21 protein-coding genes are annotated in these 24857 nt (G+C 63.9%); 12 read left to right on the top strand and 9 right to left on the bottom strand.

Annotated features, from left to right (window positions below; translation table 11 throughout):
* Positions 1 to 51 precede the first annotated feature (51 nt).
* A complete protein-coding gene (locus CEY05_RS21985) occupies positions 52 to 600 on the bottom strand; it encodes a cupin domain-containing protein (protein WP_088597220.1) in 549 nt (182 codons plus the stop codon).
* 498 nt (positions 601 to 1098) lie between these two features.
* Between CEY05_RS21985 and CEY05_RS21980 the strand changes: the two genes are divergently transcribed.
* The 7 genes from CEY05_RS21980 (at position 1099) to CEY05_RS21950 (ending at position 9488) form a co-directional block, all read left to right on the top strand.
* Positions 1099 to 2568 (top strand): ABC transporter substrate-binding protein, encoded by a 1470-nt coding sequence (locus CEY05_RS21980; protein ID WP_233161650.1) that lies wholly within the window; start codon positions 1099 to 1101, stop codon positions 2566 to 2568.
* Complete coding sequence (locus CEY05_RS21975) at positions 2569 to 3510, top strand: ABC transporter permease (protein WP_088597221.1); 942 nt, start codon at positions 2569 to 2571, stop codon at positions 3508 to 3510.
* 11 nt (positions 3511 to 3521) lie between these two features.
* Complete coding sequence (locus tag CEY05_RS21970; RefSeq protein ID WP_088597696.1) at positions 3522 to 4463, top strand: ABC transporter permease; 942 nt, start codon at positions 3522 to 3524, stop codon at positions 4461 to 4463.
* 1 nt (position 4464) lies between these two features.
* Complete coding sequence (locus CEY05_RS21965; protein WP_233161649.1) at positions 4465 to 6111, top strand: ABC transporter ATP-binding protein; 1647 nt, start codon at positions 4465 to 4467, stop codon at positions 6109 to 6111.
* Between the two features lie 75 nt (positions 6112 to 6186).
* Positions 6187 to 7686: a M81 family metallopeptidase gene (locus CEY05_RS21960; protein WP_088597223.1), complete on the top strand. Its 1500-nt coding sequence runs from the start codon at positions 6187 to 6189 to the stop codon at positions 7684 to 7686.
* Between the two features lie 8 nt (positions 7687 to 7694).
* Entirely contained in the window at positions 7695 to 8960 is a 1266-nt protein-coding gene (locus tag CEY05_RS21955; RefSeq protein WP_088597224.1) for an aspartate aminotransferase family protein, read from the top strand.
* 183 nt (positions 8961 to 9143) lie between these two features.
* The gene (locus CEY05_RS21950) at positions 9144 to 9488 is read left to right on the top strand and encodes a carboxymuconolactone decarboxylase family protein (protein WP_088597225.1); all 345 of its coding nucleotides are present in this window, start codon (positions 9144 to 9146) and stop codon (positions 9486 to 9488) included.
* A gap of 99 nt (positions 9489 to 9587) precedes the next feature.
* On the opposite strand, the gene purB is transcribed toward CEY05_RS21950, so the two are convergent.
* Both purB and CEY05_RS21940 read right to left on the bottom strand, forming a co-directional pair.
* Entirely contained in the window at positions 9588 to 10958 is a 1371-nt protein-coding gene (gene purB, locus CEY05_RS21945; RefSeq protein WP_088597226.1) for an adenylosuccinate lyase, read from the bottom strand.
* A 50-nt stretch (positions 10959 to 11008) separates the two neighbouring features.
* A complete protein-coding gene (locus CEY05_RS21940; RefSeq protein ID WP_088597227.1) occupies positions 11009 to 11578 on the bottom strand; it encodes a cysteine dioxygenase in 570 nt (189 codons plus the stop codon).
* Between the two features lie 302 nt (positions 11579 to 11880).
* Between CEY05_RS21940 and CEY05_RS21935 the strand changes: the two genes are divergently transcribed.
* Positions 11881 to 12864: a tripartite tricarboxylate transporter substrate binding protein gene (locus tag CEY05_RS21935; protein WP_158219381.1), complete on the top strand. Its 984-nt coding sequence runs from the start codon at positions 11881 to 11883 to the stop codon at positions 12862 to 12864.
* 151 nt (positions 12865 to 13015) lie between these two features.
* Entirely contained in the window at positions 13016 to 13768 is a 753-nt protein-coding gene (locus tag CEY05_RS21930; RefSeq protein WP_088597229.1) for an IclR family transcriptional regulator, read from the top strand.
* Between the two features lie 90 nt (positions 13769 to 13858).
* Here the strand turns inward: CEY05_RS21930 and CEY05_RS21925 are convergent, their stop codons facing one another.
* The gene (locus CEY05_RS21925) at positions 13859 to 15253 is read right to left on the bottom strand and encodes an MmgE/PrpD family protein (protein WP_088597230.1); all 1395 of its coding nucleotides are present in this window, start codon (positions 15251 to 15253) and stop codon (positions 13859 to 13861) included.
* A gap of 266 nt (positions 15254 to 15519) precedes the next feature.
* Between CEY05_RS21925 and CEY05_RS21920 the strand changes: the two genes are divergently transcribed.
* From CEY05_RS21920 to CEY05_RS21910, 3 genes are all read left to right on the top strand, one after another.
* On the top strand, positions 15520 to 17631 hold the full coding sequence (locus CEY05_RS21920) for an acetate--CoA ligase family protein (protein ID WP_088597231.1): 2112 nt from the start codon (positions 15520 to 15522) through the stop codon (positions 17629 to 17631).
* Between the two features lie 111 nt (positions 17632 to 17742).
* Positions 17743 to 18483: an enoyl-CoA hydratase/isomerase family protein gene (locus CEY05_RS21915; RefSeq protein ID WP_088597232.1), complete on the top strand. Its 741-nt coding sequence runs from the start codon at positions 17743 to 17745 to the stop codon at positions 18481 to 18483.
* A 161-nt stretch (positions 18484 to 18644) separates the two neighbouring features.
* The gene (locus tag CEY05_RS21910; protein WP_158219380.1) at positions 18645 to 19622 is read left to right on the top strand and encodes a tripartite tricarboxylate transporter substrate binding protein; all 978 of its coding nucleotides are present in this window, start codon (positions 18645 to 18647) and stop codon (positions 19620 to 19622) included.
* 70 nt (positions 19623 to 19692) lie between these two features.
* Here the strand turns inward: CEY05_RS21910 and hpxZ are convergent, their stop codons facing one another.
* Genes hpxZ through CEY05_RS21885 form a run of 5 tightly spaced genes read right to left on the bottom strand, consistent with a single transcriptional unit; the run spans position 19693 to position 24854 of the window.
* Entirely contained in the window at positions 19693 to 20109 is a 417-nt protein-coding gene (gene hpxZ, locus CEY05_RS21905; protein ID WP_088597234.1) for an oxalurate catabolism protein HpxZ, read from the bottom strand.
* A gap of 58 nt (positions 20110 to 20167) precedes the next feature.
* Entirely contained in the window at positions 20168 to 21352 is a 1185-nt protein-coding gene (locus CEY05_RS21900) for an amidase (RefSeq protein WP_088597235.1), read from the bottom strand.
* A gap of 21 nt (positions 21353 to 21373) precedes the next feature.
* On the bottom strand, positions 21374 to 23059 hold the full coding sequence (locus tag CEY05_RS21895) for an ABC transporter ATP-binding protein (RefSeq protein WP_088597236.1): 1686 nt from the start codon (positions 23057 to 23059) through the stop codon (positions 21374 to 21376).
* A complete protein-coding gene (locus CEY05_RS21890; protein ID WP_088597237.1) occupies positions 23056 to 23883 on the bottom strand; it encodes an ABC transporter permease in 828 nt (275 codons plus the stop codon). Before CEY05_RS21890 ends, CEY05_RS21895 begins: the two co-directional genes overlap by 4 nt.
* Positions 23880 to 24854: an ABC transporter permease gene (locus CEY05_RS21885; protein WP_088597238.1), complete on the bottom strand. Its 975-nt coding sequence runs from the start codon at positions 24852 to 24854 to the stop codon at positions 23880 to 23882. The genes CEY05_RS21890 and CEY05_RS21885 overlap by 4 nt, the downstream gene beginning before the upstream one ends.
* Between the last annotated feature and the right edge of the window lie 3 nt (positions 24855 to 24857).

Genomic DNA, 24857 nt, shown 5'->3' with positions numbered 1-24857 from the left:
GACCAGCGAGCCCGCTGTGGTGAATGGCACTGAGCAGGAGCGCGCTGCCGATCAATACGTCGGTGGTGAAACCGCGCTGATGATTTCGGCCTCTTCGCTACCAACGTTGCGAAATCGATGGGGGCTTTGGCTGTCGAAGTAATAGCCATCGCCCGGGCCCAGCACGCTGACGTCCGCGCCTATCGTTATCTCTACCTGGCCCTTCAATACAAAGCCGGCTTCCTGGGCGTTGTGTGAAAACGCGCCGCCCGTATCCGCTCCCACCCGATAGGTTTCCCGCATCATCAGGATGTGCCGGTTCGGGTGGTTCATCCCCAGCATCCGATAGGAAATGCTTTCCTCATCGCCAATCTCGACCAGATCCTCGTCCTTGTAGAACGGCGATCCTGGTTCCAGCACCTGCAGATCGTTGAAGAAGCTGACGAGCGTCGTACCCAGCGCATCCAGCATCGCGGACAAGGTATCGACACTTGGGCTGGTCTTGTCCCGTTCGATCAAGGAGATAGTCGCGTGCGAAACGCCGGAGCGGGCCGCTACCGCCCGCACGGTGAGTTGGCGCCGATGCCTGAGGCGTTTCAATTGCGATCCGAGTTGGGGCATGTGCTCTCCGAGAGTAGTTGGAAAGAATAATAGACAAATTCCTGCCAAGCGCTCACCGGCTCGCTCCGGATATCCGCGCCATCGGCCCGCGAATGCAGCTGGAACGGTCGCATTGCTATTCAAGTCCTAGGGATATCCCCAGTCTTGCTTCAACAGCGCTAAGGGAATTCCCGAGGGAAATGGACGGACCAGGCGCGTGGCGCGCAAAGCCTTGCCGAGCGGGCCTGTCTATTTTTATGTCACCCCTGAAGACGTGCCGGTTCTCACCGCCGTAAATCCCTCAGAATTTCCCTCGGCGGACGCTGGGCAACAGCGTCCAGTAGCTATCGAGCATCCCTTCAACAGTCGAGGATGCCGCGGCACTACTACACCAAGGGGATTGAGATGAAAGTGAAGCACCTTGCCGCAGTCCTGTTTGCCACATCCGCATGTCTCGCAGGGCTCTACTCCCATGCCGCGGACGCCCCTAAGGTGCTGCGCGCCGTCCCGCAATCGGACTTGAAAATCCTCGATCCGATCTGGACGACGACATCCATCACCCGCAACTATGGCTATTGCGTGTACGACATGCTGTTCGGCGTTGATGAAGGGGGTACGCCGCAACCGGAAATGGTCGACAAGTACTCGAAAAGCGCGGACGAACTTACCTGGACCTTCACGCTGCGCAAAAACCTGAAATTCTCGGACGGCACGCCGATCACGACGGCGGACGTCATCGCGTCGCTGAATCGCTGGGCGCAGCGTGACACGCTGGGCCAGCTCATGTACTCGCTCATGGACAGCATGACGGCCAACGACAGCGAGACGTTCACCATAAAGCTCAAGAAGCCTTTCGGCGTCATGCTCTATGCCTTGAGCAAGCCGTCATCGCTGCCCCCGTTCATCATGCCGGAGCGCGTGGCGAATACCCCCGCCGACACGCAGATCAGCGACACAACGGCGTCCGGTCCCTACATGCTGAAGAAAGACGAATACCGGCCCGGCGACAAGATCGTATTCGTGAAGAATCCCTACTACGTTCCACGCGACGAGCCGCCGTCCGGAACGGCGGGCGGCAAGCATGTGTACGTCGACCGCCTGGAGTGGGTGGTTCTCAAGGACGCGCAGACCCAGGCAAATGCGCTGGCCAACGGCGAAGTGGACATGCTGGAGCTGGTGCCTGCCGAGCAATACTCCGCACTGGCCGCCAATCCCCAGATCACGCTGGCGACCGGCATTCATGCCACGCAGACCGCGACGGTCCAGATGAACCACTTCATCCCGCCCTTCAATGACCCGCGCATCGCCAAGGCGGCTGTCCTGGCGGTCAACCAGGAGGCCATGATGCGGGGGCAGGTCCAGAACAAGGACCTCTATCAGACCTGCACAACCATCTATCCCTGCGACTCCAAGTGGGCATCGAACGAAACGCTGTACTTCACCGGGAAGCCCCAGTTCGCGGAAGCAAAAAAGCTGCTGAAGGACGCCGGGTATGACGGCAAGCCGATTGTCCTGATGTACCAGACGGACATCGCCAGCTTGAACAAATATCCTCCGATCATGGCCCAGCTACTCAAGAACGCGGGATTCAACGTCGACTTGCAGGCAATGGACTGGCCGACCCTGCAGGCGCGCAGGGCCAAGCGGGTTCCCGTTGCCGAGGGTGGCTGGAATATGTTCATCACAGCCTGGGCCGGTCTGGAAAACTCCAATCCGCTGTTCTTCCCGGCATTGTCCGGCAACGGTGAGAAAGGCTGGATAGGCTGGGCCACCGACCCGGAACTGGAAAAGCTGAAGCTGCAATTCCTGGAGGCGACCGACGAGGGGCGCCAGAAGCAGCTGGCCACGGACATCCAGAAACGTGTCTTCGAGACGGGATTGTTCATCCCGCTGGGCGCTTCGAAAACGGTGGTCGCGTATCGCAAGGGCGTGGTCAGTGGCGATGTAAAGAGCCCCGTCACCGTCTGGTGGAACCTGAAGAAGAACTAAATGCTCACTTTCCTGATGAGACGAGTAGCCGCCGTCGTGCCGGTGCTCGTGGTGGTAGGCGTATTCGTATTCCTGGTGCTCAGGCTCTCGCCCGGCGATCCCGCCGCAGCAGTGCTGGGCGATAACGCCACGCCCGAAAATATCGCGGCGGTGCGGCAACAGCTTGGCCTCAACGACTCACTGCCTGCGCAATTCGCCAGATGGGCGAAGCACGTAGCGGTCGGCGATCTGGGCGTTTCCTATTACATGAAGGCACCCGTCACCACCCTGGTTTCGCAGCGGGTAGGACCGACGATCAGCCTGGCAGTCGTCACTTTGATCCTGACGGTCATCATCGCCGTGCCGCTGGGTGTCCTGGCGGCCTGGCGCCACGGCGGTTGGCTGGATCGCTTTCTCATGGGGACGTCGGTCCTTGGGTTCTCGGTGCCTGGATTCGTGATCGGCTACCTGTTGATCTGGTTGTTCGCGCTGCATCTGCGCTGGTTTCCGGTGCAAGGCTATACCTCCATCGACAAGGGCCTCTGGGAATGGCTCAGCCATCTCGTCATGCCCGCCGTGGCATTGTCCGTGGTGTACACCGCGCTTATCGCGCGCGTCACCCGCGCCGCCGTCGCGGAAGTCCTGACCGAGGACTTCATACGCACCGCGCGGGCCAAAGGCATCTCGGAATACCGCGTGCTCGCGCGGCACGCCTTGACCAATTCCGCGATTCCCATCGTGACGGTCATCGGTAATGGCATTGCCCTGCTCATCGGCGGCGTTGTCGTCACGGAAACCGTGTTCGCGATTCCGGGCATGGGACAGCTTACGGTCGATGCCGTCGTCTCGCGCGATTACCCCGTTATCCAGGGGGTGACCTTGCTGTTCTCCATCACCTATGTCTTCGTGAACCTTCTCGTCGATCTGAGCTACACGCTGTTCGATCCTCGTGTCCGTTATTGATCATTACGTCTATGAGAGCGACTCAGTTGACCGAATCCTCCACGCTGCCCATCGTCAGAAAGCCCGCGGCGCGACGCCGCGGTGCGTTGGCGCAGGTGCTTGCAAACTGGTCGGTAAGAATCGGCGGGACCATACTCCTGCTGCTGATCGCCATGGCCATCTGCGCGCCATGGCTCAATACGATAGACCCACAAGGCGTAGACCCGACCAACCTGAATCTACCACCGTTCACCTTCGCTGAATTCAACAGCCTGGACGGGAGCAGCTTCGAGCACTTCTTCATTTTCGGGTCGGACGGCTTCGGCCGCGACATTTGGAGCCGGACGCTTTACGGCGCGCGCATCTCGCTGGCCGTGGGCGCCTGCGCCGCGCTGATCGCCGTCGTGATCGGGATGTCCATAGGCTTGATCGGCGGCTATGTCCGCGCGATCGACGGCGTACTGATGCGCGTCATGGACGGTCTCATGGCCATCCCTTCCATCCTTTTTGCCATCAGCCTGGTGGCGACGTTCGGCGGTTCGCTATCGACAGTGATCGTCGCCATCGCCATCCCGGAAATTCCGCGGGTCGCGCGCATCGTCCGGTCGGCTGTCCTTACCATCAGGGAGGAGGCCTACGTCGAGGCCGCCATCGCCCTCGATACGCCCCCCTGGAAGATCCTGCTCAGGCATATCCTGCCGAACGCGATGGCCCCGCTCATCGTCCAGGCAACCTATGTGTGCGCGGCCGCGATACTCGTCGAGGCCATCCTGTCGTTCCTGGGCGTGGGACTGCCCGCGGAAATCCCGACGTGGGGGAATGTCCTGGCCACGGGGCGTGCCCAGTTCAACCAATTCCCGTCGGCGGTATTGCTGCCGGCGGTTTTCCTCGGGCTCACCGTACTTTCCGTGAATATCGTGGGCGATGGCCTGCGCGACACCCTGGATCCTAAATTCAAGAAGCGGGGAAGCTGAGGTGAGTACGCGACAAGATCAAGCGGAAAACCAGTCCGTCCTCGACGTCAGGAACCTGACCGTCGCTTTACCCTCGGGGGGCGATCGCGCGAACGCGGTTGCGCACATCGATTTCCGCGTGCCCCGCGGGAAAGTGGTCTGCCTGATAGGGGAGTCCGGTTCCGGGAAGTCGGTGATCGCAAGCGCGGTCATGGGCCTGTTGCCCAAGGGTTTGCATGTTTCCAGCGGCTCGATAACGTTGCTGGGCGAGGATATCGTCGGCGCCGGCACGGCCCGGCTACGGCAGCTGCGCGGCCCGACCGTTGCAATGGTCTTCCAGGAGCCGATGACGGCGCTGAATCCCGTGATGACCTGCGGTGAACAAGTCGACGAGATGCTGCGCGAGCACAAGCGCATGTCGCCCTCGAACAGGCGCGCCGCGATCCTGGAGATATTCGAAAAAGTGCGCCTGCCGGATCCGGAACGGGTCTACCGCTCATATCCGCATCAGCTTTCCGGAGGACAACGGCAGCGCATCGTCATTGCGATGGCCCTGATCCTGAAGCCAGCCTTGCTGATATGCGATGAACCGACTACCGCGCTTGACGTGACCACGCAGGCCGAGATCCTGAAGTTGATCCTGGAGCTGCAGACGGAGAACGGCACCTCCGTTCTGTTCATTACGCACGATTTCGGCGTGGTTGCCGACATTGCTGACGATGTGGTCGTGTTGCAGCTTGGTGCGTTGATCGAGGCGGGCCCCAGGGACAAGATCCTGCAGGCGCCTGAAGCGCCCTACACGCGGATGCTGATAGACGCCATTCCGGACTTGGCGCAATCGTCGCGTGGCGTCGTCGCGAACGGCCCGCCCTTGCTGGAAGCCAAACGAATATCCAAGACGTATTCCATTGGACGATGGCCCGCCAGACCGCGCCTCGTTGCAGCCGTGAAGGACGTATCGATCGCCATTCGCTCCGGAGAGACGGTCGGCATCGTGGGTGAGTCCGGTTCCGGCAAGTCCACATTGGCGCGCTGTGTCGCACAGCTGATAGAGGCGACATCCGGCGAGGTCATGGCGGACGGCCAGTCCGTTGCCAGCCGTCGTGGCAAGGCGCTATCGGGCTTTCGCCGAAAGGTCCAGGTGGTCTTCCAGGATCCCTACCGTTCACTCAATCCACGCCAGACGGTCGGTGCGTCCATTATCGAAGGGCCATTGAACTTCGGCGTTCCCTACGCCGATGCGTGGGCCCACGCGGAATCGCTGATGCATCTGGTGCGATTGAGCCCGGATGCACTGCACCGTTATCCCAGCGATTTCTCCGGCGGCCAGCGGCAACGCATCGCCATCGCGCGCGCACTGGCGTGCGAGCCCAAGGTCATCATCGCGGACGAGGCGGTTTCCGCATTGGACGTGTCGGTACAGGCGCAAATCCTGGCATTGCTCGACGAGATCCAATCCCGACTGGCCATCGGCATTCTGTTCATCACCCATGACCTTCGTGTCGCCAGCCGCATCTGTGACCACGTGGTCGTCATGAGGCAAGGTGAAATCGTCGAAGAGGGCAGCGTATCGAATGTCTTCTTCGCGCCGCGGCATGCGTACACGCAAAGCCTGCTCGCCGCGGCACCTGGCCGCGACTATCCCTTCGCCAGGACCGCGGTGCGGTAGGCATCGATGCCATCGCGCCTCCATCCAGCACCCGCTCACTATCAGCTCAACATCAGCCCCCTAGCCGAGACTCATATGAAACTAAAGAAGATATTGGTAGGCAGCATTCACCAGGAATCTCACAGCTTCAATCCGCTCATCACCAGGCGCGACGCATTTCGCATCGATTTCGGCGATGACGCGCTGGCAGGATGCCGCGGCACCAATTCGACGACGGGTGGCATCATAGACGCCGCCGAGGCCCTGGGCGTGGAAGTCATCCTGCCGGTGTCCTACCGCGCGTCGTCGTCGGGCGTGGTGGACCATGAGGTCTATCTGGAGGCCTGTGAGCCCATCATCGAAGCCGCCAGGAAGGGCGGTTACGACGCCATCGTGATGTCCTTGCATGGCGGCATGGTCACGACTGGCACCGATGACCCCGAGGGAGATCTCATGCACCGGTTGCGGAAGATCGTCGGCGCCGACATGCCGATGACGGCGGGCCTGGACCTGCACGCCCATGTGACGCCGCACACGATCGCGTCTTGCGATTTTCTTACCGCCTACAAGACCAATCCTCACGCCGACATGGCCGCCACTGGGCGCCGGGCATTTGAAGCGGCTCGCGCCATGGTCGAGGAAGGCTTCAAGCCGATCGGCGCCAGCGTGCATTTTCCGATGCTGACTTTGGGAAACGACCGGACCGACGAAGAACCCTTGCAGGGAATGCATGCTTACGCCGTGGCGCAATGCGAGCGTCACGATGCGCTATTCGACATCAGCATTTTCAACGTACAGCAGTTCCTGAACATCAAGGATATGGGCCAGACGGTTGTCGCGTACACCAACGGCGATGTGGACCTGGCTCGCGGTGTTGCCGATGAGTTCGGCCAGATGCTGTGGGACAAGCGCGACGAGTTGATCGGTACCTACCCATCGCTGGAATCCTGCCTGCGGAAAGCCTCGGAGCCGGATCGAAAAACACCCGTCATCATCGGTGACCAGGGTGACCGAGTCTCTGCCGGCGGTCCTGGCGACAGCACGTTCATCCTGACCAAGGTGCTGGCCGACTATCCGGATCTGAAGGTGGCGATTCCCATACGGGACAAACCCGCGGTGGAGCGGCTGGGACGCGCCCGCGTCGGCGATGCGGTAACCGTTACCGTCGGTGGTACGTATTCGAAAGAAACCCCGCCGGTGGCGCTGAACGGCACTGTCTTCGCCATGGGAGACAACGCGCAGGTCACGTTGAAGGGGCCGTCCAGCGGCGGCCTGAAGATTGCAACGGGGCCGTATGTGGTCGTACGGGTCAAGGACGTTTACGTGGTGCTGAACGTGAAGCCGTTCTCCTACCAGGATCCGAATTTCTACAACGACATCGGGATTGCCGCCAAGGAAATGGATGTGCTGGTCGCACGATCCGGCTATCACTTCTCCTTGAACTTCGCCTCGCTCGGTGAATGCATCACCGCCGACACCCCGGGGATGACGGCCTACTGCCCCCAGGACCAGCCTTTCACGGTAGCCCGGCCGTTTTATCCGGTCGACAAGATTGGCTATCAGCCCACCCGTGCGGTGAACGGCATTCGCCAGTAAGGGCCACGATGGACAATCTCATAGGCGATGTTTCGAGCAGCGCAAGAATTCTCCCGGACCTGAATGGGCAAAAGCTGTTCATCGAGCGGGCGGAGGGGCCCTATGTCTGGGACACGGCCGGCCAACGCTATATCGATACCGCCCTTGGGTTCGGTGCGATTCTGCTGGGGCACAGCCCACCACCCGTCATCACCGCGGTCAGCGGTGCGCTGCGCTCGGGCGCGGCACCCTCCTTCGCGCACACGCGGGAGCATCCCGCGGCTTCGGCGTTGGCGGCACATACGCGCGATCTCAGTCGGGTGATGTTCACCAACTCTGGCAGCGAGGCGGTTCATCTCGCATGCCGGGCGGCGCGGGCGTACACCGGCAAGCCGGTCATCGCCAAGATGGCGGGCGGTTTCGATGGCTGGTTCGACGAGATCACGCTGGGTAACGTCGGTACCGAGGATGCGCTGTTCCCCGACAGCAACAGGCCGATGACGGGGCGCACGACGCTGTTGCGCTTCAACGATGGGTATGACCTGGAGCGGCTGTTCTCCACGCGTCAAGACATTGCCGCCATCCTGTTCGAGCCGATGCTGGCGAACGCGGGTTGCGTGTTGCCGGCACCGGGCTATCTTGAGAAGCTGCAAGCAACGGCGCGCCGGCATGGCGTGCTGTTGATCTGCGATGAAGTGTTGATGGGCTTTCGTCTTCATCCCGGGCTGACCAGCCATCTATGGGGCTTGGCTCCGGACATGGCGACCGTGGGTAAAGCGATCGGCACGGGCGTGCCGGTGGCCGCTGTGGTTGGGCGTCCGGACATACTCGCGCCGTTTGCCGAGGGAAAAGTCGCGCGTGGCGGTACCTACAGCGGTAATCCTCTTGCGTGCGCGGCCCTGTTGTCGACGTTGGAGGCGCTGGATCGACAGGATTACGCGGCGCTGCAGAAGCGCGGCAATCGCTTGCGCGATGCGCTGAGGACGACGTTCGCACGGCACGGCATCCCCGTCGAGACGTCGGGATACGGAACGGTCTTCAGCATGTGGCCCAGCGCTGCCGTGCCGCGGGACTATAACGATGCGGCCCGGCGCGTCAATTCGACCTTTTCCACGGCGCTGCATCTGGCGTTGCGTTCGCACGGTTTGCTGGTCATGCCTTCCTGCTACGGCCGCTTGTATATCTCCTTCGCCCACACGGACGCCGTCATCGAGGAAATGCTCGATGCCGCCGATCTGGCGGCGGCGGACCTGAGCCAGTCCCTGGCGCTCGAATCGCTGCCCGGGGCGGGGTAGCTTCACGGCGCCAGCATGTCGATACCCCGCGCCTGACCGCAGGAAACGCGGGGTTTTCAATCATCCTTGAAAGGCGTAGGATTTGTGGATCCTAAAAATTGAGATTAGAAATCTCAAATATGGGATCTATCCAGGTCGTCCCAAAATGCCGCGGGCGACCCCGAACACCAAGGAGATTCGAGCATGATGAACAACTGGGTCGACCAACTCTCGAACCTGCGCGCTGGCGCCAAGACTTTCGCGGAAACCAATCCGGCCGTGGTCAAGGCCTACGGCGGCCTGAACCAGGCCCTGGGCGAGGGCAAGCACCTGGATGCCAAGACGCGCGAGCTGATCGCGCTGGCCGTAGCCGTGACCACGCGTTGCGACGGCTGCATCTCTTCACACGCCGCGGCCGCGCAGAAGGCCGGCGCCACCATCGAAGAGGTCAGCGAGGCCCTGGGAACCGCCGTGGCGTTGAATGCGGGCGCCGCCTACGTGTATTCCGCCAGGGCGCTGGAAGCGTTCGGGCAGTTCGAACAGAAATAGACGCGTTGCAGCGCCGGCCGTTGCAAGCCGGCCGGCGCTGGATCGAGCCTGGGAATCGAGGCTCGAAGTTGAAGCGCGGAAGGGATGCCCAGAGGAGGATCAGCCTCGTGCAGCTTCCGGCTGTGCTGTCTTACGGCCCAGTACCCGGTCGACAAAGACGCCGGCCAGGCCGGTATAGGCGTGCGGATCCAGCACGCGGTCCAGATCGCCAGCACTCAGACGACCCTTGAGTTGCGTATCGTCCAGCAAGGCGTCCTTCAGATTGCCGCCTCGTTCGAAGACGTCCATGCAGACGCGGTAGACGATCTCGTGGGCTTCCTGGCGCCCCAGCGCATCGCTCAGATGCATCATGACCGCTTCGGACAGCAGCAGGCCATTCTGTATGTGCAGATTCTTTTCCATGTTCTGCGTACGGACGCTGAGCTTTTCCAGGACGAAAGCCATCTTCCTGGCAGCGGCGTGCGTCATGCAGCAGACGCGTGAGATGAACTCACGCTCGGTCTGCAGCACGATCTTGTCGCGCTCATGTTCCGCCATCATGGCTTCCATGGCCAGAGGTACGGTGCTGCGCACGATGCGCGAGATCGCCACTACCGTTTCGCAAGTAGGCGGGTTGCGCTTGTGGGGCATGGTGCTGCTGCCGACCTTGCCGGGAGAGAAGGGCTCCTCCAGTTCGGCGGTCTCGGTCTTTTGCAGGCTGTAGATCTCGTGGGCGATCTTGCCCAGGGTGCTGGCGCAGATGCCCAGCACGCAGGCCATCTCGGCCATGCTGTCGCGCGACACGTGCCAGGTGATCTCCGGCGTGCCCAGGCCCAACGCCTCGAACAACGCTTCCTGTACTTCGATGCCCTGGTCGCCCAAAGCCGCCAGCGTGCCGACCGCGCCGGAGAACTGCCCCATCAGCAAGCGCTCGCGCATCTGCGCCAGGCGGGCAAGGTTGCGCCGGATCTCCGCGGCCCACACCGCGGCCTTGAAGCCGAAGGTGATGGGCAAGGCCTGTTGTCCGTGGCTGCGCGCCACCATCGTGACGTCGCGATACTGCGCTGCCAGCTTCATCGCATTGTCCAGCGTGGACTGCAAGGCCGTCTCTATCTCCCGCAGCGCGTCCTTCAGCTGCAGGATGGTGCCGGTGTCCATGATGTCCTGGGTGGTGGCGCCCCAATGGATGTATTCGCCGGCGTCGCCGTCGCAGATCTTCTTCATTGCGCGCAGCAGGGGGACGATGGGATGCGCCGTGCGATCCATCTCTGCCTTCAGCTCCGGCAGGTCGATGAGTTCGACCTTGGCCTTGCGCTGGATCTCATCGGCGGCGGCCTGGGGGATGATGGACAGCCGTGCCTGCACCTTGGCCAGCGCGGCTTCGACGTCCAGCCAGCGCTGCACGGTGTTGCTGTCGCTGAATATGTCGCGCATCGTCTGCGTACTGAATTGATCGCGGAATAGTTCGCTATCGATGACGTATGAGCTCATGCCTGTCTCCCTGTTCCATTTCCTTTGGATTGTTCGTCTGGATTCTTCGATCAATTCCAGATATTCGGCAGCACCGCGGACGAAAAGCCGGAGATGAACTCCTTGCTTTTTCCGGTCGCGGGATCCAGCACGTGCCGGCGCACCTTGCCGATGTTGGCGCCGTAGACGTGGACGCTGATGGAGACCTTGTCGTCGTACAGGTTGCGCACCTGGTGTATGTCCCCGTCCGCGGGCAGCAGGCGTTCGATTTCGCCCGGCCGCAGCGTGGCAGTCTCGCCTGCGTGCAAGGCGCCGTCGCGCTGCTCGAAGCGCTGTGACGTTTCCGAGCCGCGCAGCATGCCGACCAGGCCCCAGACCGTGTGATCGTGTACCGGCGTCTTCTGGCCGGGGCCCCACACGAAGCTCACGATACAGAAGCGTTCGTGGGGATCGCAGTAGAGCAGGTATTGCTGGTAGTACTCGGGATGCGGCTGGGCAAAGGCATCGGGCAGCCAGTCGTCCTGGGCGATCAGCTTTCCCAAAATGGGCTGCACGGCCTGCATACGCGCCTCGTCCCCAGTCACCGTGTCCATGACGTGGGTGGCCTGTTGCACGAAATCCTTCAATCTCCCGGTCGACATTCTGCCTCCTTGCTTCAAGTCGATTGCATGCCGTGGCATGAAAGTAAGCGTTCTATTATTTGAAACATAGTATTGAAAATATAGGTGAAGACATCTTATGTTCCGGCGGAACAGGGTGTCAAGCAGGGACGGCCTGCATTGACGCTTGGAGCGTCCTGTCTTATCGTATTCCAAAATATAGGTGATCGTTCCACAAAGTAGAACGACAGATAATGTGCCCGCCCTACGGCGATTCGATGTCAGAAACCAACTGGCGCCAGAGGCACACCACGAGCAGCCATGAAGGACGGAGGAGACCAGCAATGTCCATGAAATTCCTATGCGCCGCCGCGGCGGCATCGATGGCAATGATGACGGCGCACGCCGGCGCGGCGGCAGCGGGGGAGTCCGGCTTTCCGGAACATCCCTTGAAGCTGATCGTCGGCTATACGCCGGGTGGCGGTGTCGACATCATGGCCCGGCTGGTACAGCAGCCCATGGCGCAGGGGCTGGGGCAGACGGTCGTGGTGGAGAACCGGCCGGGTGCCAGCCAGAACATCGGTGCGCAGTTCGTGGCTCGGTCGCCCGCCGACGGCTATACCTTGTTTGCGTCGTCATCGGCATTGGCGGTGAACATCAGCCTGTTTCCCAAACTGGACTACGACCCCGTCAAGGACTTCACGCCGGTGGCGCTGTTCGCGCAAAGCCCCAATGTGCTGGTGGTGCGGGAGGGATTGAAGGTCAATTCCGTGGCCGAACTGATCGCCTGGGAGAAGGGCCGCAAGACCGCGGGCAACTTTTCGTCTTCCGGACCGGGCAGCACGCAACACCTGTGCGGTGAGCTGTTCAATCTGCGCACGGGCCTCAAGGTCATGCATATCCCCTACAAGGGCACGGCACCGTCGGTGTCGGCGGTCATGAGCGGCGAGGTCGACTACACCTTCATCAATGTGCCCAGCGCCAAGGGGCTGATCGAGTCGAAACAACTGAAGGCCCTGGCGGTGACCAGCGCCAGGCGCTCCGCCTTGTTGCCGGACGTGCCCACGATGGCGGAAGCGGGGGTGGCGGATATGGATGTACAGGCCTGGTATGGCATCCTGGGACCGGCCGGCATGCCGAAGGAGGTGGTGCGCAAGCTAAACGCAGTGATAACCCATGCCGTGGCGGATCCTGCCTTCAAGGAAAAGCTGATATCCATGGGCGCCGAGCCTGTCACCGGTTCTTCCGACATGTTCGCCCAGTTCCTGGCGACGGATATCGCGCGCTGGGCCGGCGTCATCCATTCGGCGAAGATCGCGATCCAGTAGGATTCGCGGCCGCGGTCTGCAACGACGGTCCGCAACGGCCGCGGCAGGCAAGGGCGGAGCGCGGGCCGTCGGCGCAACCCAGGGCAAATGCTTTTCCTATAATGGCCGCTTCCAAAAAAGCTGGACATCCCTGTGGCGGGCTGCACGATATATGGACAAGACATTCCTGAAAGGCCTGACCTTGCTCGAAACCCTGGCGCGCAGCGACCGGGCCTGCGGCGTTACGGAGTTGGCCGAGACGCTGCAACTCAACAAAAGCAATGTGCACCGGCTGCTGCAGGGATTGGTCCATCAGGGCTTCGCGCGCAAGAACGGCGACAGCGGCCGTTATGAACTGACCATGAAGCTGTGGGAACTGGGGTCGCACGTCCGTTCCCGCCTGGACATCCGCCAGGTGGCGCAGCCTTTCATGGAGAGGCTGGCGGCCGACAGTTCGGAGACGGTCCATCTGTCCGTGCTGGACGGTATCGACGTGCTGTATCTGGCTAAGATCGACAGTCCGCAGCCCGTGCGCGCCTACACCACCGTTGGCGGCCGCGCGCCGGCCCAATGCGTCGCCACCGGCAAGGCTCAGCTGGCCTGGGCGGACGCGACGCGTATCGCGCAGACGAAGGCCGCCTTGCGGGCGTATTCGTCGAAGAGCATCACGCGCGGCGCGGACCTGGATACGGAACTGGAGCGTATCCGTACCCAAGGCTATGCCACCAATAGGGGAGAGTGGCGCGAACAGGTGTGCGGCGTGGCGGCCGCCATACGGGACGCCTCGGGTGAAGTGGTCGCCGCCGTCGGCCTGTCGGGCCCGACCGAGCGGCTCAAGGCCCGCCAGATGAAGGAATGGGGGCCGCCGGTGGCCAAGGTGGCGGAAGAGATTTCGCGCCTGCTGGGCTACACCGGCCCGCAATGAGCGTGTGCAAGGCGCCGGCGTAGTGCATCCCGCCGTTCACAGCCGCGGCCACAGCGATAGACATTGGCATCGCCGTTGCCATCGGTCGCCTCACTTGTCGTCAACCATCCGCAGGACGATATCCTGCAGCCAGTCGCCCAAGGCATCCTGGCTGCCGATGGCCAGCAATCCCGCCTGCGCCTCGGTAACCCTGCTTTCACCATAGCGCGGGTTCAATAGCAGGGATGACTTCTCCAGCAGGCGGCGCCGCTGGATCCGTAGATCGCTCTGGGGCAGGCTGGCGTCGTGCGTATTTTCCAGCCGGCCGTTGCTGCCCGCGATGGTGACGCGGGCATTTGCCCGCGCGACTTGCGGATCGCCATGCACATGGATCAGGTCACGCCAGGCGATGACGTCGCCGTCGGTCAGCGCGCTGCCGGACAGATTCTCTTCGTTGCTGGTGTCGCGGCCGGCCAGTGCCAAGGCGACCATGTGGGCAACGCTGAACTTCGCCTCCGAGGTCGTGGTCGGCCGGGCGATATTGCAGACGTCCATGTACTGCGGCTCCACATGGACGTCGATGCGCTCGCAGCCCGCGCGGTCCATACGCCCCCGTAGCGCCAGGGCCGCCTCGATGGGCGCCTGGGTGCCGTAGCAGGAGGCGTGGTACTTGAAGACGATACGACGGACCTCCCACAGATCTGCCGGCGCGTCGATCCGCGCAGGGTCGAAAGTGCTGGCGTAAGTCTGGACGTAGCCTTCCGGCCGTTCCAGGATGTCGCCGAAAGTCTCCATGCCACGATGCACCAGACCCGCGGCCATCATGCCGGTGGCCGCGGCGCGGCCGGCGTGCAAGGGTTTGGCCGGCGAGCCGAAGACACTGCGCATTCCGGCTGACAACGTCGCCGCGAATCCGAAGGCGCGGCAAAGCGCATCTTCATCCAGCCCCAGCAGGCGCCCGGCGGCGGCGGTGGCCCCGAAAGTACCTAGCGTCGCGGTGTTGTGCCAGCCGTCCCGATAGTGGCTGTTGCCCATCACGGCCCCCAGCCGGCTCTGCACCTGGACACCGGCGGCGAACGCAGCCAGTGCCTGTGCGCCCGAGCCGCCGTGGGTCTGGGCCATGGCCAGGATGGCCGGCCACAGCGGCGCGGAGGGATGCACGCGCGAGGGCAGGTGCGCATCGTCGAAATCGAGCAGATGCGAGGCGGTGCCGTTGATGAGCGCGGCTTGCGATGCCGCCACGCGCTGCCCCGACCCGAGCAAGGTCGCCACGCCCGGCGCGGGCTCCAGCCCGACCCAGGCCTGCAGCGCCCGCAGTTGGGGGCTGTCCCAAGCGGCCAGGGAAACGCTGAACCAATCGAGCAGGCAGTGACGGGCGATTTCCTCCACATCCGCGGGAACCGCGCGGTCGTCGAAGGCGAGGGCCTGACGGGCGAGCCGGCGTGTCATGTCGGTGGATGACAGGTCTGTCTGGGGCGCGGAATCCATGTCGGTGGCGATGTGCATGTGGTGGTGGGTGCGGTTGCGGATATGGCTGCAACGGTCGTGGGATTTTTTAGTTCCAAATAATGGAACGCATGTATGAATATTGGATTCCAGGATAGGGGCAAGGCGAGCGGGGTGTCAATACGTACTATTGACACACCCGGTACGCTTGGATAGTCTGTCTCATATCCTAATCTATCGTTCCAATATATAGAACAACAATAAATCGATGAGACAGGCCTGCAGTCAGGGGCCACACAAGGGCAAAGCCCGCAGGAGGAGACAAGGTGAACGACAGTCACGCAGTGGCGGGCGCACGTCCGCTGGCGGAGTTGCTACGGCCATCGTCCGTAGCGGTGGTCGGCGCTTCAGAGGACCAGGGCAAGTTCGGTGGACGATTGCTGCGCATGCTGATGCGGCATCGCTATGCTGGCGAGATCCTTCCCGTGAATCCAGGCCGCGATCGGCTCTTCGGCCTGCGGACGTGGCCTGAACTTGCCGCCTTGCCCCGCACTCCCGACATGGTCGTGATGACCATTCCGCAATCCGCCATCAAGGCGCAGGTGGAGACGGCCGCGCGGATGGGCGTGGGCTGCGGCGTCATCATCACCGCGGGCTTCTCCGATGCGGGCGACGCAGGCAGGCAACTCGAAGATGAAATCGTCGAGGTCGCCCGCGCGCATGGGATGCGGCTCATCGGACCCAACTGCCTGGGCATCATCAGCGCGGTCAACCGTCTTGCTCTGTGTTCCTCGCCGGTGCTGGAGATCGAAGCGTTGCCGCGCCAGCCGATCGGCTTCATCAGCCAGAGCGGGGCCTTGATGACGACCTTCTTCGACCGGGCCTGGGCCCACGGGACGGGCTTCAGCCACGGGGTGTCCGTGGGCAACCAGGCCGACCTGGACCTTTGCGATTTCGTCGAGTTCCTGGCGCATGACCCGGACACGCAGGTCATATGCACCTATATCGAGGGCATCAAGGACGCGGCCAAGCTGTTGCGGGCGGCGCACACGGTGCGCGCGTCCGGCAAGCCCTGGCTGGCTGTGAAGGCGGGCCGTACCGATGCGGGCAGCCGGGCGGCGTTCTCGCATACGGCCAGCATCGCCGGCGACTATGCCGCGTTTGCCGCGGTGTGCAAGGAAGTGGGCATCACCTTGATGAGCGACGTCGCGGCCATGGTGACGCTGGCCACGATGCTGGCGCGCTACGGCGAACGCCGGGTGGACAGGCTGGCGATACTGACGCCGTCCGGTGGCGGTGGCGCCCTGGCCTCCGACGCCCTGGCCGAGCGTGGCGTGAAGCTGGCCGAGTTCTCTGCTGAAACGCGCAAGCGCCTGCTCGCCCACTATCCGGAGGGCCAGGCCAACAATCCCGTCGATTTCGGCTCGCGCAACACGGCTGACGCCGCGACCGCGATACGGGCCAGCTTCGATGCCTTCGAGCAGGATGGCCAGACCGATGGGGTGATGATCCCGGTGGCGATGGCGCCGCCGGCATGGTTGCGGGAATTCGCGCTGGCCCAACCGGATCGCGCCGAAAAACAAGGCAAACCTGTCCTCTTCACGCTGGAGGCCGGGCGCGCCAGCGATGGTCTGCGCGACCTGCTGGCGCAGCGCGGCTTGGCCTACACCGACCACATCAGCGAAGCCGTCCTTGTATGGGAGACGTGGCGCGAACTGTCGCTACGGCGTGCGGTGCCTGACGGCGGCGCCCGGCCGCAGGGGGCCGGACCGATGGCCGATCTTGCGCCTGGGGAACATGACGAGGCGCACAGCAAGGCCTGCTTCGCGGCGTATGGCATCCCCGTCAATCAGGCAGAGACCGCGACGGATGCCCGCCATGCGGTCGAGATTGCCGACCGCATCGGCTATCCGGTGGTGATGAAGGTGATATCGCCCGACATCGTCCACAAGACGGAGGCGGGTGGCGTGGCGGTGAACGTGCCCGACGCCGCCGCGGTGCGCGAGAAATACGAGACCCTGGTCGCGCGCGCCGGCCAGGTCGTCGCGGGCGCACGCATTCTGGGCGTGTCGGTGCAGGCCATGGTGCGCGGAGAACTGGAGCTGATCGTCGGCGCCCGGCGCGACGCCCAGTTCGGGCCCATGGTGGTGTTCGGCGCTGGCGGTGTCCTGGTCGAACTGCTGCGGGACATGGCGATTGCGCGTGCACCGGCGCATCCCGACCACATCCGCAACCTGCTGCGAGGGCTGGCCATCTGGCCTGTCCTGGAAGGCTATCGCGGGACGTCGCTGGCGGTGGATGCGGTTGTCGACACCATCGTGCGTGTGAGCTGGCTGGCGCATGACCTGGGCGCGCGCGAATTCGAATGCGATATGAATCCGCTCATCGTCGGGCGGACCGGTTGCTGGGCCGTGGACGGACGCTTGCGCGTTGCCTGACCCCTGACCTTGCACGCGGGGCAGCAGCCACCCCGAATGGCCTAGGCGTGGTCGCCGCGGCCTGGAGTATCCATCACCAGCAACGCATCATCCCCGAGACCAGGAGGAGCTATGCCGCACATTCAAGTCGAGAACCGCGCATCAGGCGTGACCGTCATCACGCTGGACCGGCCGGAGAAAAGAAACGCCATCAACGCCGCCATGGCCGTCGAATTGCAGGACGCCTTCGAGCGCTTCGACCAGTCGGAGCAACGTGTCGTGGTGCTGACCGGACGCGGCGACGCGGCCTTTTGCGGCGGCGCCGATGTCAGCGACATGCCCGAGTTCTGGCGCGTGGTGCCCAATGTAGGCATCCAGACCGACAAGCCCATCATCGTCGCCCTGTCCGGTTGGTGCGTGGGCGGTGCGATGGTCATCTCCATGCTGGCGGACCTGGCGGTGGCATCCGAGACCACCCAGTTTCTCTATCCGGAAGCCAAGCTGGGCCTGACCGGCGGGATGATCGCGGGCCTGGCGGCGCGCATCCCGCACAAGGTGGCGATGGAAGTGATGTTGCTGGGCCGGCCGCTCAGCGCGCAGCGGGCCTATGACGTGGGCCTGGTCAACGATGTGGTTCCCGCCGGCAAGCATCTGGAGGCCGCCATCGCCATGGCCGAGGAATTGGCCGGGTTCGCGCCCATGGTACTGGCCACGCTCAAGCGCTTCGTGAACCATGAAATCGTCACGTTGAGCCCTGCCGAGCAAGCCGCCCGCACCGCCCATGCCCTGCGCGCCATCGATATGAGCGCGGACAAGAAGGAGGGCGTGGCCGCGTTCCTGGAGAAGCGCAAGCCTCGTTATACGGGCAAATGATGCCGAGGCCGCGCGGCTCGCGCAGTGCGCCGCGCGCCACGAATACAACGTAGCACGTAGCACGGTGCACGCAATATGCCCCCGCGATGCCATCGCACCGAAGAAAGGATCGATGCCCTGACAACGAGGCGTCGACATTACACCCACCGAGGAGACCTCTCATGAAGACCTTCCCGCGCCTGCTGGCGCAAACCTGCGCCTTGCTTTTCTCCGTGCTGCTGCCGTTCGCGAGCAGCAGCGCGGCCGAAGCCTACCCCGACAAGCCCATCCGCATGATCGTGCCGTTCCCGCCGGGCGGCGCGTCGGACAACCTGGCGCGCGGCCTGGCAAGTGAGATGGGCAAGCGCCTGGGGCAGTCCATCGTCATCGTGAACAAGCCGGGCGGCGGCACCGTCATCGCGTCGGGCTTCGTCGCGAACAGTCCACCGGATGGCTATACCTTGCTGTGGATTGCGCCGCCTTATGCCATCAACGCCACGCTGATGAAGAGCCTGCCGTATGACACCAAGACTTCGCTGGTGAGCGTGTGCGACATCGCCAGTTCGCCCATGCTGGTCACCGTCAACAAGAGCGCCAATATCAAGACCCTGGCCGAGCTGGTGGCGCGGGCCAAGCAGAAGACGCTGACCTACGGCAGTTCGGGCGTCGGCGGCACGCCGCATCTAGCGACAGTGATGTTCGAGAACGCGGTCGGGGCCAAGATGACCCATATCCCCTTCCAGGGCTCGGCGCCGGCCGTCACCGCGCTGCTGGGGGGACAGGTGGACGTCGTGGTCGACACGCCGCTGTCGACGCTGCCGCAGATCAATGCCGGCAATCTGGTGGCGCTGGCGCAGACGGGGGCGACCCGCCTGCCGCTGGTGCCGAACATCCCCACCCTGCAGGAATTGGGCATCAAGGGATATGAGGCCAACACCTGGTTCGCCGTCATGGCGCCGGCCGCGACGCCCAAACCCATCGTCGCCCAACTGAACAAGGTCATGAACGAAATCGTCCATGACCCGCGGTTTCGGGAAACCTTCGCCAATCAAGGCCTGGTCATGATGGGCGGCAGCCCGCAAGAGGCCGCCGACAGGCTGAATCGCGAGATCAGCCGCTGGGGCGAGGCCGTGCGCATCTCGGGCGCGTCCGTAAGCTGACCGCGATGCGATCTGGCTGACCGCGGCCAGGAAGGGCCGCCCGCGCGGCTCAAGGGGCGCTTGCGCGCGTTCAGGCCGTCGCCGGTGCCGCGTCGGGCATGATGCTCACATGCGCGGCGACGACCTTCCAGCCTTCCGGGAACCTGGCCCAGGCCTGGCTCTGGCGGCCGCGCTTGCCGTTGCGCAGCAGCACGTATTCGGTATTCGCCACGGCAAAGTCCGTGCCGAAGGTGGTGACGATGGTGCGCTCCAGGCGCCGGGCCCGTGCGTCTTTCAGCGCCGGCGTGCGCGATGCGCGGAACGCGGCGATTTCCGCATGGCCGTACAGGTTCTCCGCCACGCCGAAACGCTGCGTCAACGCATGGTTCCAGAAGGTGTCGTCGAGCACGGCCACCTCGTTGTCTTCCAGGCCTCGCTCATAACGATCGAAAGCCGCCCGGACCTCGGCAACGACGGAGGGGATGTTGATTTCGGGACCGCTGGTCATACTGGCCTCACAGGAAGGAGCATCAAGGGAAAAGGAAAACGGCAACGACGCGGCGGCGTCACGAACCCGCTTGCGCCAGCGCGCGGGCAATGCCCGCGAGCTTCGCGTCCGCCCCACGCCAGGCAATGATGGACAGCCCCACCGGCTTGCCGTCCACCGATCCCAGCGGCAGGTTCATCTGCGGCAGGCCCGCCATGCCGGCAAAGGAGCACAGCAAGCCTATGCGCGCGGAATACTCGTCCAGCTGCGCCAGGGTACTGTCGGTGGAAGGCGCCGGAAAGGGCGTGGTCGGAATGCACAGGAGGGCCCCGTTCTCCAGCAACGTGCGCGCACGTTCGATGACCCGCTGGCGTACCGAATTGCCCAAGGCCACCTGGGCGGGCGTGATGCTGGCGCCGGTGGCCATATTGCGTGCGACGTTGAAGGCGAAACTGGGGTTGTGGGTGTTGACCCAACCCGAAAATGTCTTCCAGCTTTCGGCGCGTTGCAGCAGTGCCCGCTGCTGGCCCCAGACTTCCATTTCCCCCGGCGCGCCCAAGGCCATGTCGGGGACGTCGCTATGGAGCAGGGCGCGCAGCGCGGCGATAGCGGGATCCAGCGCGGCACGGACGCCGGGATCCGCCAATGCAAAAGCGTCGGTGGCAACCAGCACGGGCGCGTGCTCCGGCGCGACAATCGGCTCACCGAGCAGCACTTCGGCCACGCGGGAGAAGGTATGGGCATCACGGGCGAACCAGCCTAGCGTATCGAAGGTCGGCGCCTGTTGGCAGATGCCGTCGAACGGCAGCCTGCCGTGCGTGGGCCGCATGCCGTACAGCCCGCACAGGCTGGACGGGACACGCACGGAACCGCCCGAGTCCGTGCCCAGGGCGACGTCGCACAGCCCGGCAGCTACTGCACTGGCGGACCCGCTGGACGATCCTCCCGGCAGGCAGCCTGGCGCGCGCGGATTGACCGGCGTGCCGAAGAAGGCATTGAAACCCAGGATGCCCAGTGAGATCTCGCAGGTGATGGTCTTCCCGGCCACCGAGGCGCCCGCTTCAAGCAGCCTGGCGACGCCCCACGCATGCGAGGTGGGCACGGCATGCGTGCGTTCCCAGTCAGGATTGCCGCAGCCGGTCGGCACGCCGGCGATATCGATCAGGTCCTTTACCGCGAAGGTCAGGTCCGAGAGCGGGCGCGCGGGCGTCCCTGCGATTTGGACGCGGGGCCCTGGCAGGAAGCCGTCATTGCTTGGGTACATGATTCATCCGTATGGAGGCGCTTAGCCGGCGTTTGCCTGCAGCCGTTCGTTGATTGGAAGCGGTTGGTGTTGCGTGGACAGTGCGGCCCGGGCAGCCGTGTCGCGGCTCCACTGGGCGCCGGGAACCGCGTCGAACAACGCACGGGTGTATTCATGCGCGGGCGCCGCGAAGATGTCCGCGGTGTCGCCGATCTCGACGATGCTGCCTTGTCGCATGACGGCGATCCGGTCGCAGATCTGCAGCGCCACGCGCAGATCGTGCGTCACGAACAGCATGCTGAGGCCCAGCTGTGCCTTGATCCGGGCCAGCAGCGCCAGCACCTGTTCCTGTACCGACACATCCAGCGCGGACACCGGCTCGTCCGCCACCAGGATCTGCGGATCCAGCGCCAGTGCGCGGGCGATGCCGACGCGCTGGCGTTGGCCGCCGGAGAACTCATGGGGATAACGGTCGCCCGCCTTGGCGCCCAGGCCCACCAGTTCGAGCAGTTCGCGGGCCTTGCGGTCGGCCTGCACGGCCGGCATGCCATGGATGATCGGCCCCTCCGCCACGATATCGGCGATGCGCAACTGCGGATTGAGCGACGCGTAGGGATCCTGGAAGATCATCTGGATACGCTTGCGGTAGGGCTGCAGCTCCTTGCGCGTCAGCTGCGTGATGCCTTCGCCGTCGAGGATGATGTCGCCCCGATCCAGGGTGAGCAGCCGGGTGACGGCGCGCGCCAGCGTCGATTTGCCCGAGCCCGACTCGCCGACCAGTCCCAGGGTCTCGCCATGGCGTAGCTGGAAATTGACCTCGTTCAGGGCGACGGTGGGGCGGCCGCGACCGAAGACGCCCCTTGCGGCATAGGCCTTGTAGGCGGCGTTGGCTTCGAGTATGAGCCGTCCTGGTGGCGTCGCCGGCCGATCCGGTACGGCCAGGCGCGGCACCGCGCTCAGGAGCGCCTTGGTGTAGGGATGGCGCGGATCGTTGAGGACCTGGTCGCGCGGGCCGGTTTCCACCAGCGTACCTTTCTGCAGGACGGCGACGTGGTCCGCGATGTCGGCCACCACGCCGAAGTCGTGCGTGATGAACAGTACCGCGGTTCCGCGTTCCCGCTGCAGATCGTGGATCAGCTTCAGTATCTGCGCCTGCGTGGTGACGTCCAGCGCGGTGGTCGGCTCGTCCGCGATCAGCAATTGAGGACGCAGCGCCAGGGCCATCGCGATCATGGCGCGCTGGCGCTGCCCGCCGGACAGTTCATGCGGGTAGGAAGCGGCTATCCGTGGCGGATCGGGCATGTGCACGTCCGCCAGCAGTTCCACCACGCGTGCCTTGCGCTGGCCGCGCGACATGTCCGTATGCAGCTTCAAGACCTCGGCAATCTGGCGGCCTATCGTATGCAGCGGATTCAGCGCCGTCATCGGCTCCTGGAAGATCATGCCGATACTGGCGCCGCGGACCCTGGCGAACGCCTTGGACGACAGCTTGGTCAGGTCCTTGCCGTCGAAGGCGATGCTGCCCGCGGTCACCGCTACCCGCGGCGCGGGCAGCAGGCCCATGATCGCACGCGCGACCATGGATTTGCCGGAGCCGGACTCGCCGACCAGGCAGGTGACCTGGCCGGCATGCAGCGTCAGGTTGACGTCCTGCACGGCACTGGCCCGATCGGCGCCCTTGGGCAGGCCGATGGTCAGTCCCTCGATGGATACGAGAACATTGCTCATCGATCGCGCAACCTCGGGTTGAATGCTTCGTTCAGGCCGTCGCCCACCAGGTTGATGGCCAGCACCGTCAGCAGCAGCGCGATGCCGGGGAAGGTACAAACCCACCAGGCAGTGCGCAGCGACGTCCGGCCCGCGCTGATCAACAGGCCCCAGCTCATCACGTTGGGATCGCCCAGGCCCAGGAACGAAAGGCCGGATTCGAGCAGGATGGCGTTCGCGACCAGGAGTGAGCCGACGGCGATGATGGGCGACAGGCAGTTCGGCAGCAGATGGCGAAAGATGATGCGGCTGGCGCTGGCGCCCAGGCTGGTACTCGCCAACACGAACTCACGTCCGCCCAGCGCGACGAATTCGCCCCGTACAAGCCGGGCGATGCCGGGCCATGAGACCGCCGCGATCGCCACGATGACGCTGAAGACGGACGGCGACAGGATCACCACCAGCAGCATCGCCAGCAGGAAAGCCGGGATGGTCTGGAAGAATTCCGTGACGCGCATCAGCGCCACATCGACATTGCCGCGGCAGTAGCCAGCGAACGCGCCGACCAGCGCACCGATCACCACCGCGGATAGCGCCGCCAGCACGCCTATCATCAGGGAGGCCCGCGCGCCGTAGGCGACGCCGGCGGCGACGTCGCGGCCAAGGCTGTCGGTGCCCAGCAGGAAGGCATCGCCCGGCGGCTGCAGCGGCGGCCCGGACAGGCCGAATGCGCCCTTGGGATAGAGCAGCGCCGACGCGATGGTCAGGAACAGCATGAAGAGAAAAACGATGGCGCCGAAGACGGCCATCCGGTTCCTGGCAAACAGCTTCAGTTTCGCTCTCATCGGATCTGTATCCTGGGGTCCAGCGTGATGTACATGAGATCGGTCAGCAGATTGATGACCACCACCAGGCAGGCGGATACGAAGAAGATGCCCAGCAGCAGATTGAGGTCGCGCGACTGCAGCGCGTTGAACGCCAACGTGCCGATGCCCGGCCAACCGAACACGGTTTCCACCACCACGGAGCCGCCTATCAGGTTGCCCGCCTGCAGGCCCGCCATGGTCACGACCGGCAGCATGGCATTGCGCATGATGTGGCCGTAGACGATGCCGCGTTCGGACAGGCCCTTGGCACGGGCGGTCACCACGTAGTCCATCCCCGTCTGTTCCAGCATGGAGGCCCGCATCAGCCTGGCATAGAGTGCCAGGTAGAACACCGCGAGCGTTGCAGCGGGCAGGATGAGATGCCGTCCGATGTCCCACACCCGGTCCCAGCCTTCATTGAATGCACCGATATCCTCCAGGCCGCTGGTGGGCAGCCAGCCCAGGTTGATGGCGAACACCACGATCAGCATCAATCCCAGCCAGAAGCCCGGCGTGGCGTAGCAAAGCAGGCTGAGGAAGGAAATCACGGCATCGCGCAGCTTGTTACGCGCGGCGGCGGCAAGCATGCCCAAGGTGATGCCGCCTGTCAGCGCGACGACGAAGGCGGTTCCCATCAGCAACAGGGTGGGCCCGAGCCGATCGAATATCAACTGCGAAACCGGTGCGTCGTTACGGAAGGAATAACCCAGGTCCAGGTGCACGGCATTGCCGATATAGGTCAGGAACTGCTCCATGAGCGACCGGTCAAGGCCGAACTTGATGCGCAGCGCCGCCATGTATTCGGGCGTGGCCGCGCCGCCTTCACCCGCCAGCACCGAGGCGGGGTCGCCGGGCGCCAGGTGGATCAGGAAGAAGTTGAGCACCAGGATGCCGAAGACGACGGGAATCGCCAGCAGCAGCAAGTACGCGAAGCGGCGCCACCGTTGCATGGG

The organism is Achromobacter sp. HZ34, from assembly GCF_002209485.1.
Lineage (GTDB): Bacteria > Pseudomonadota > Gammaproteobacteria > Burkholderiales > Burkholderiaceae_B > Bordetella_C.
Note: the sequence above shows the minus strand (reverse complement) of the source record. Positions and strands in the feature narration are given on the sequence as shown.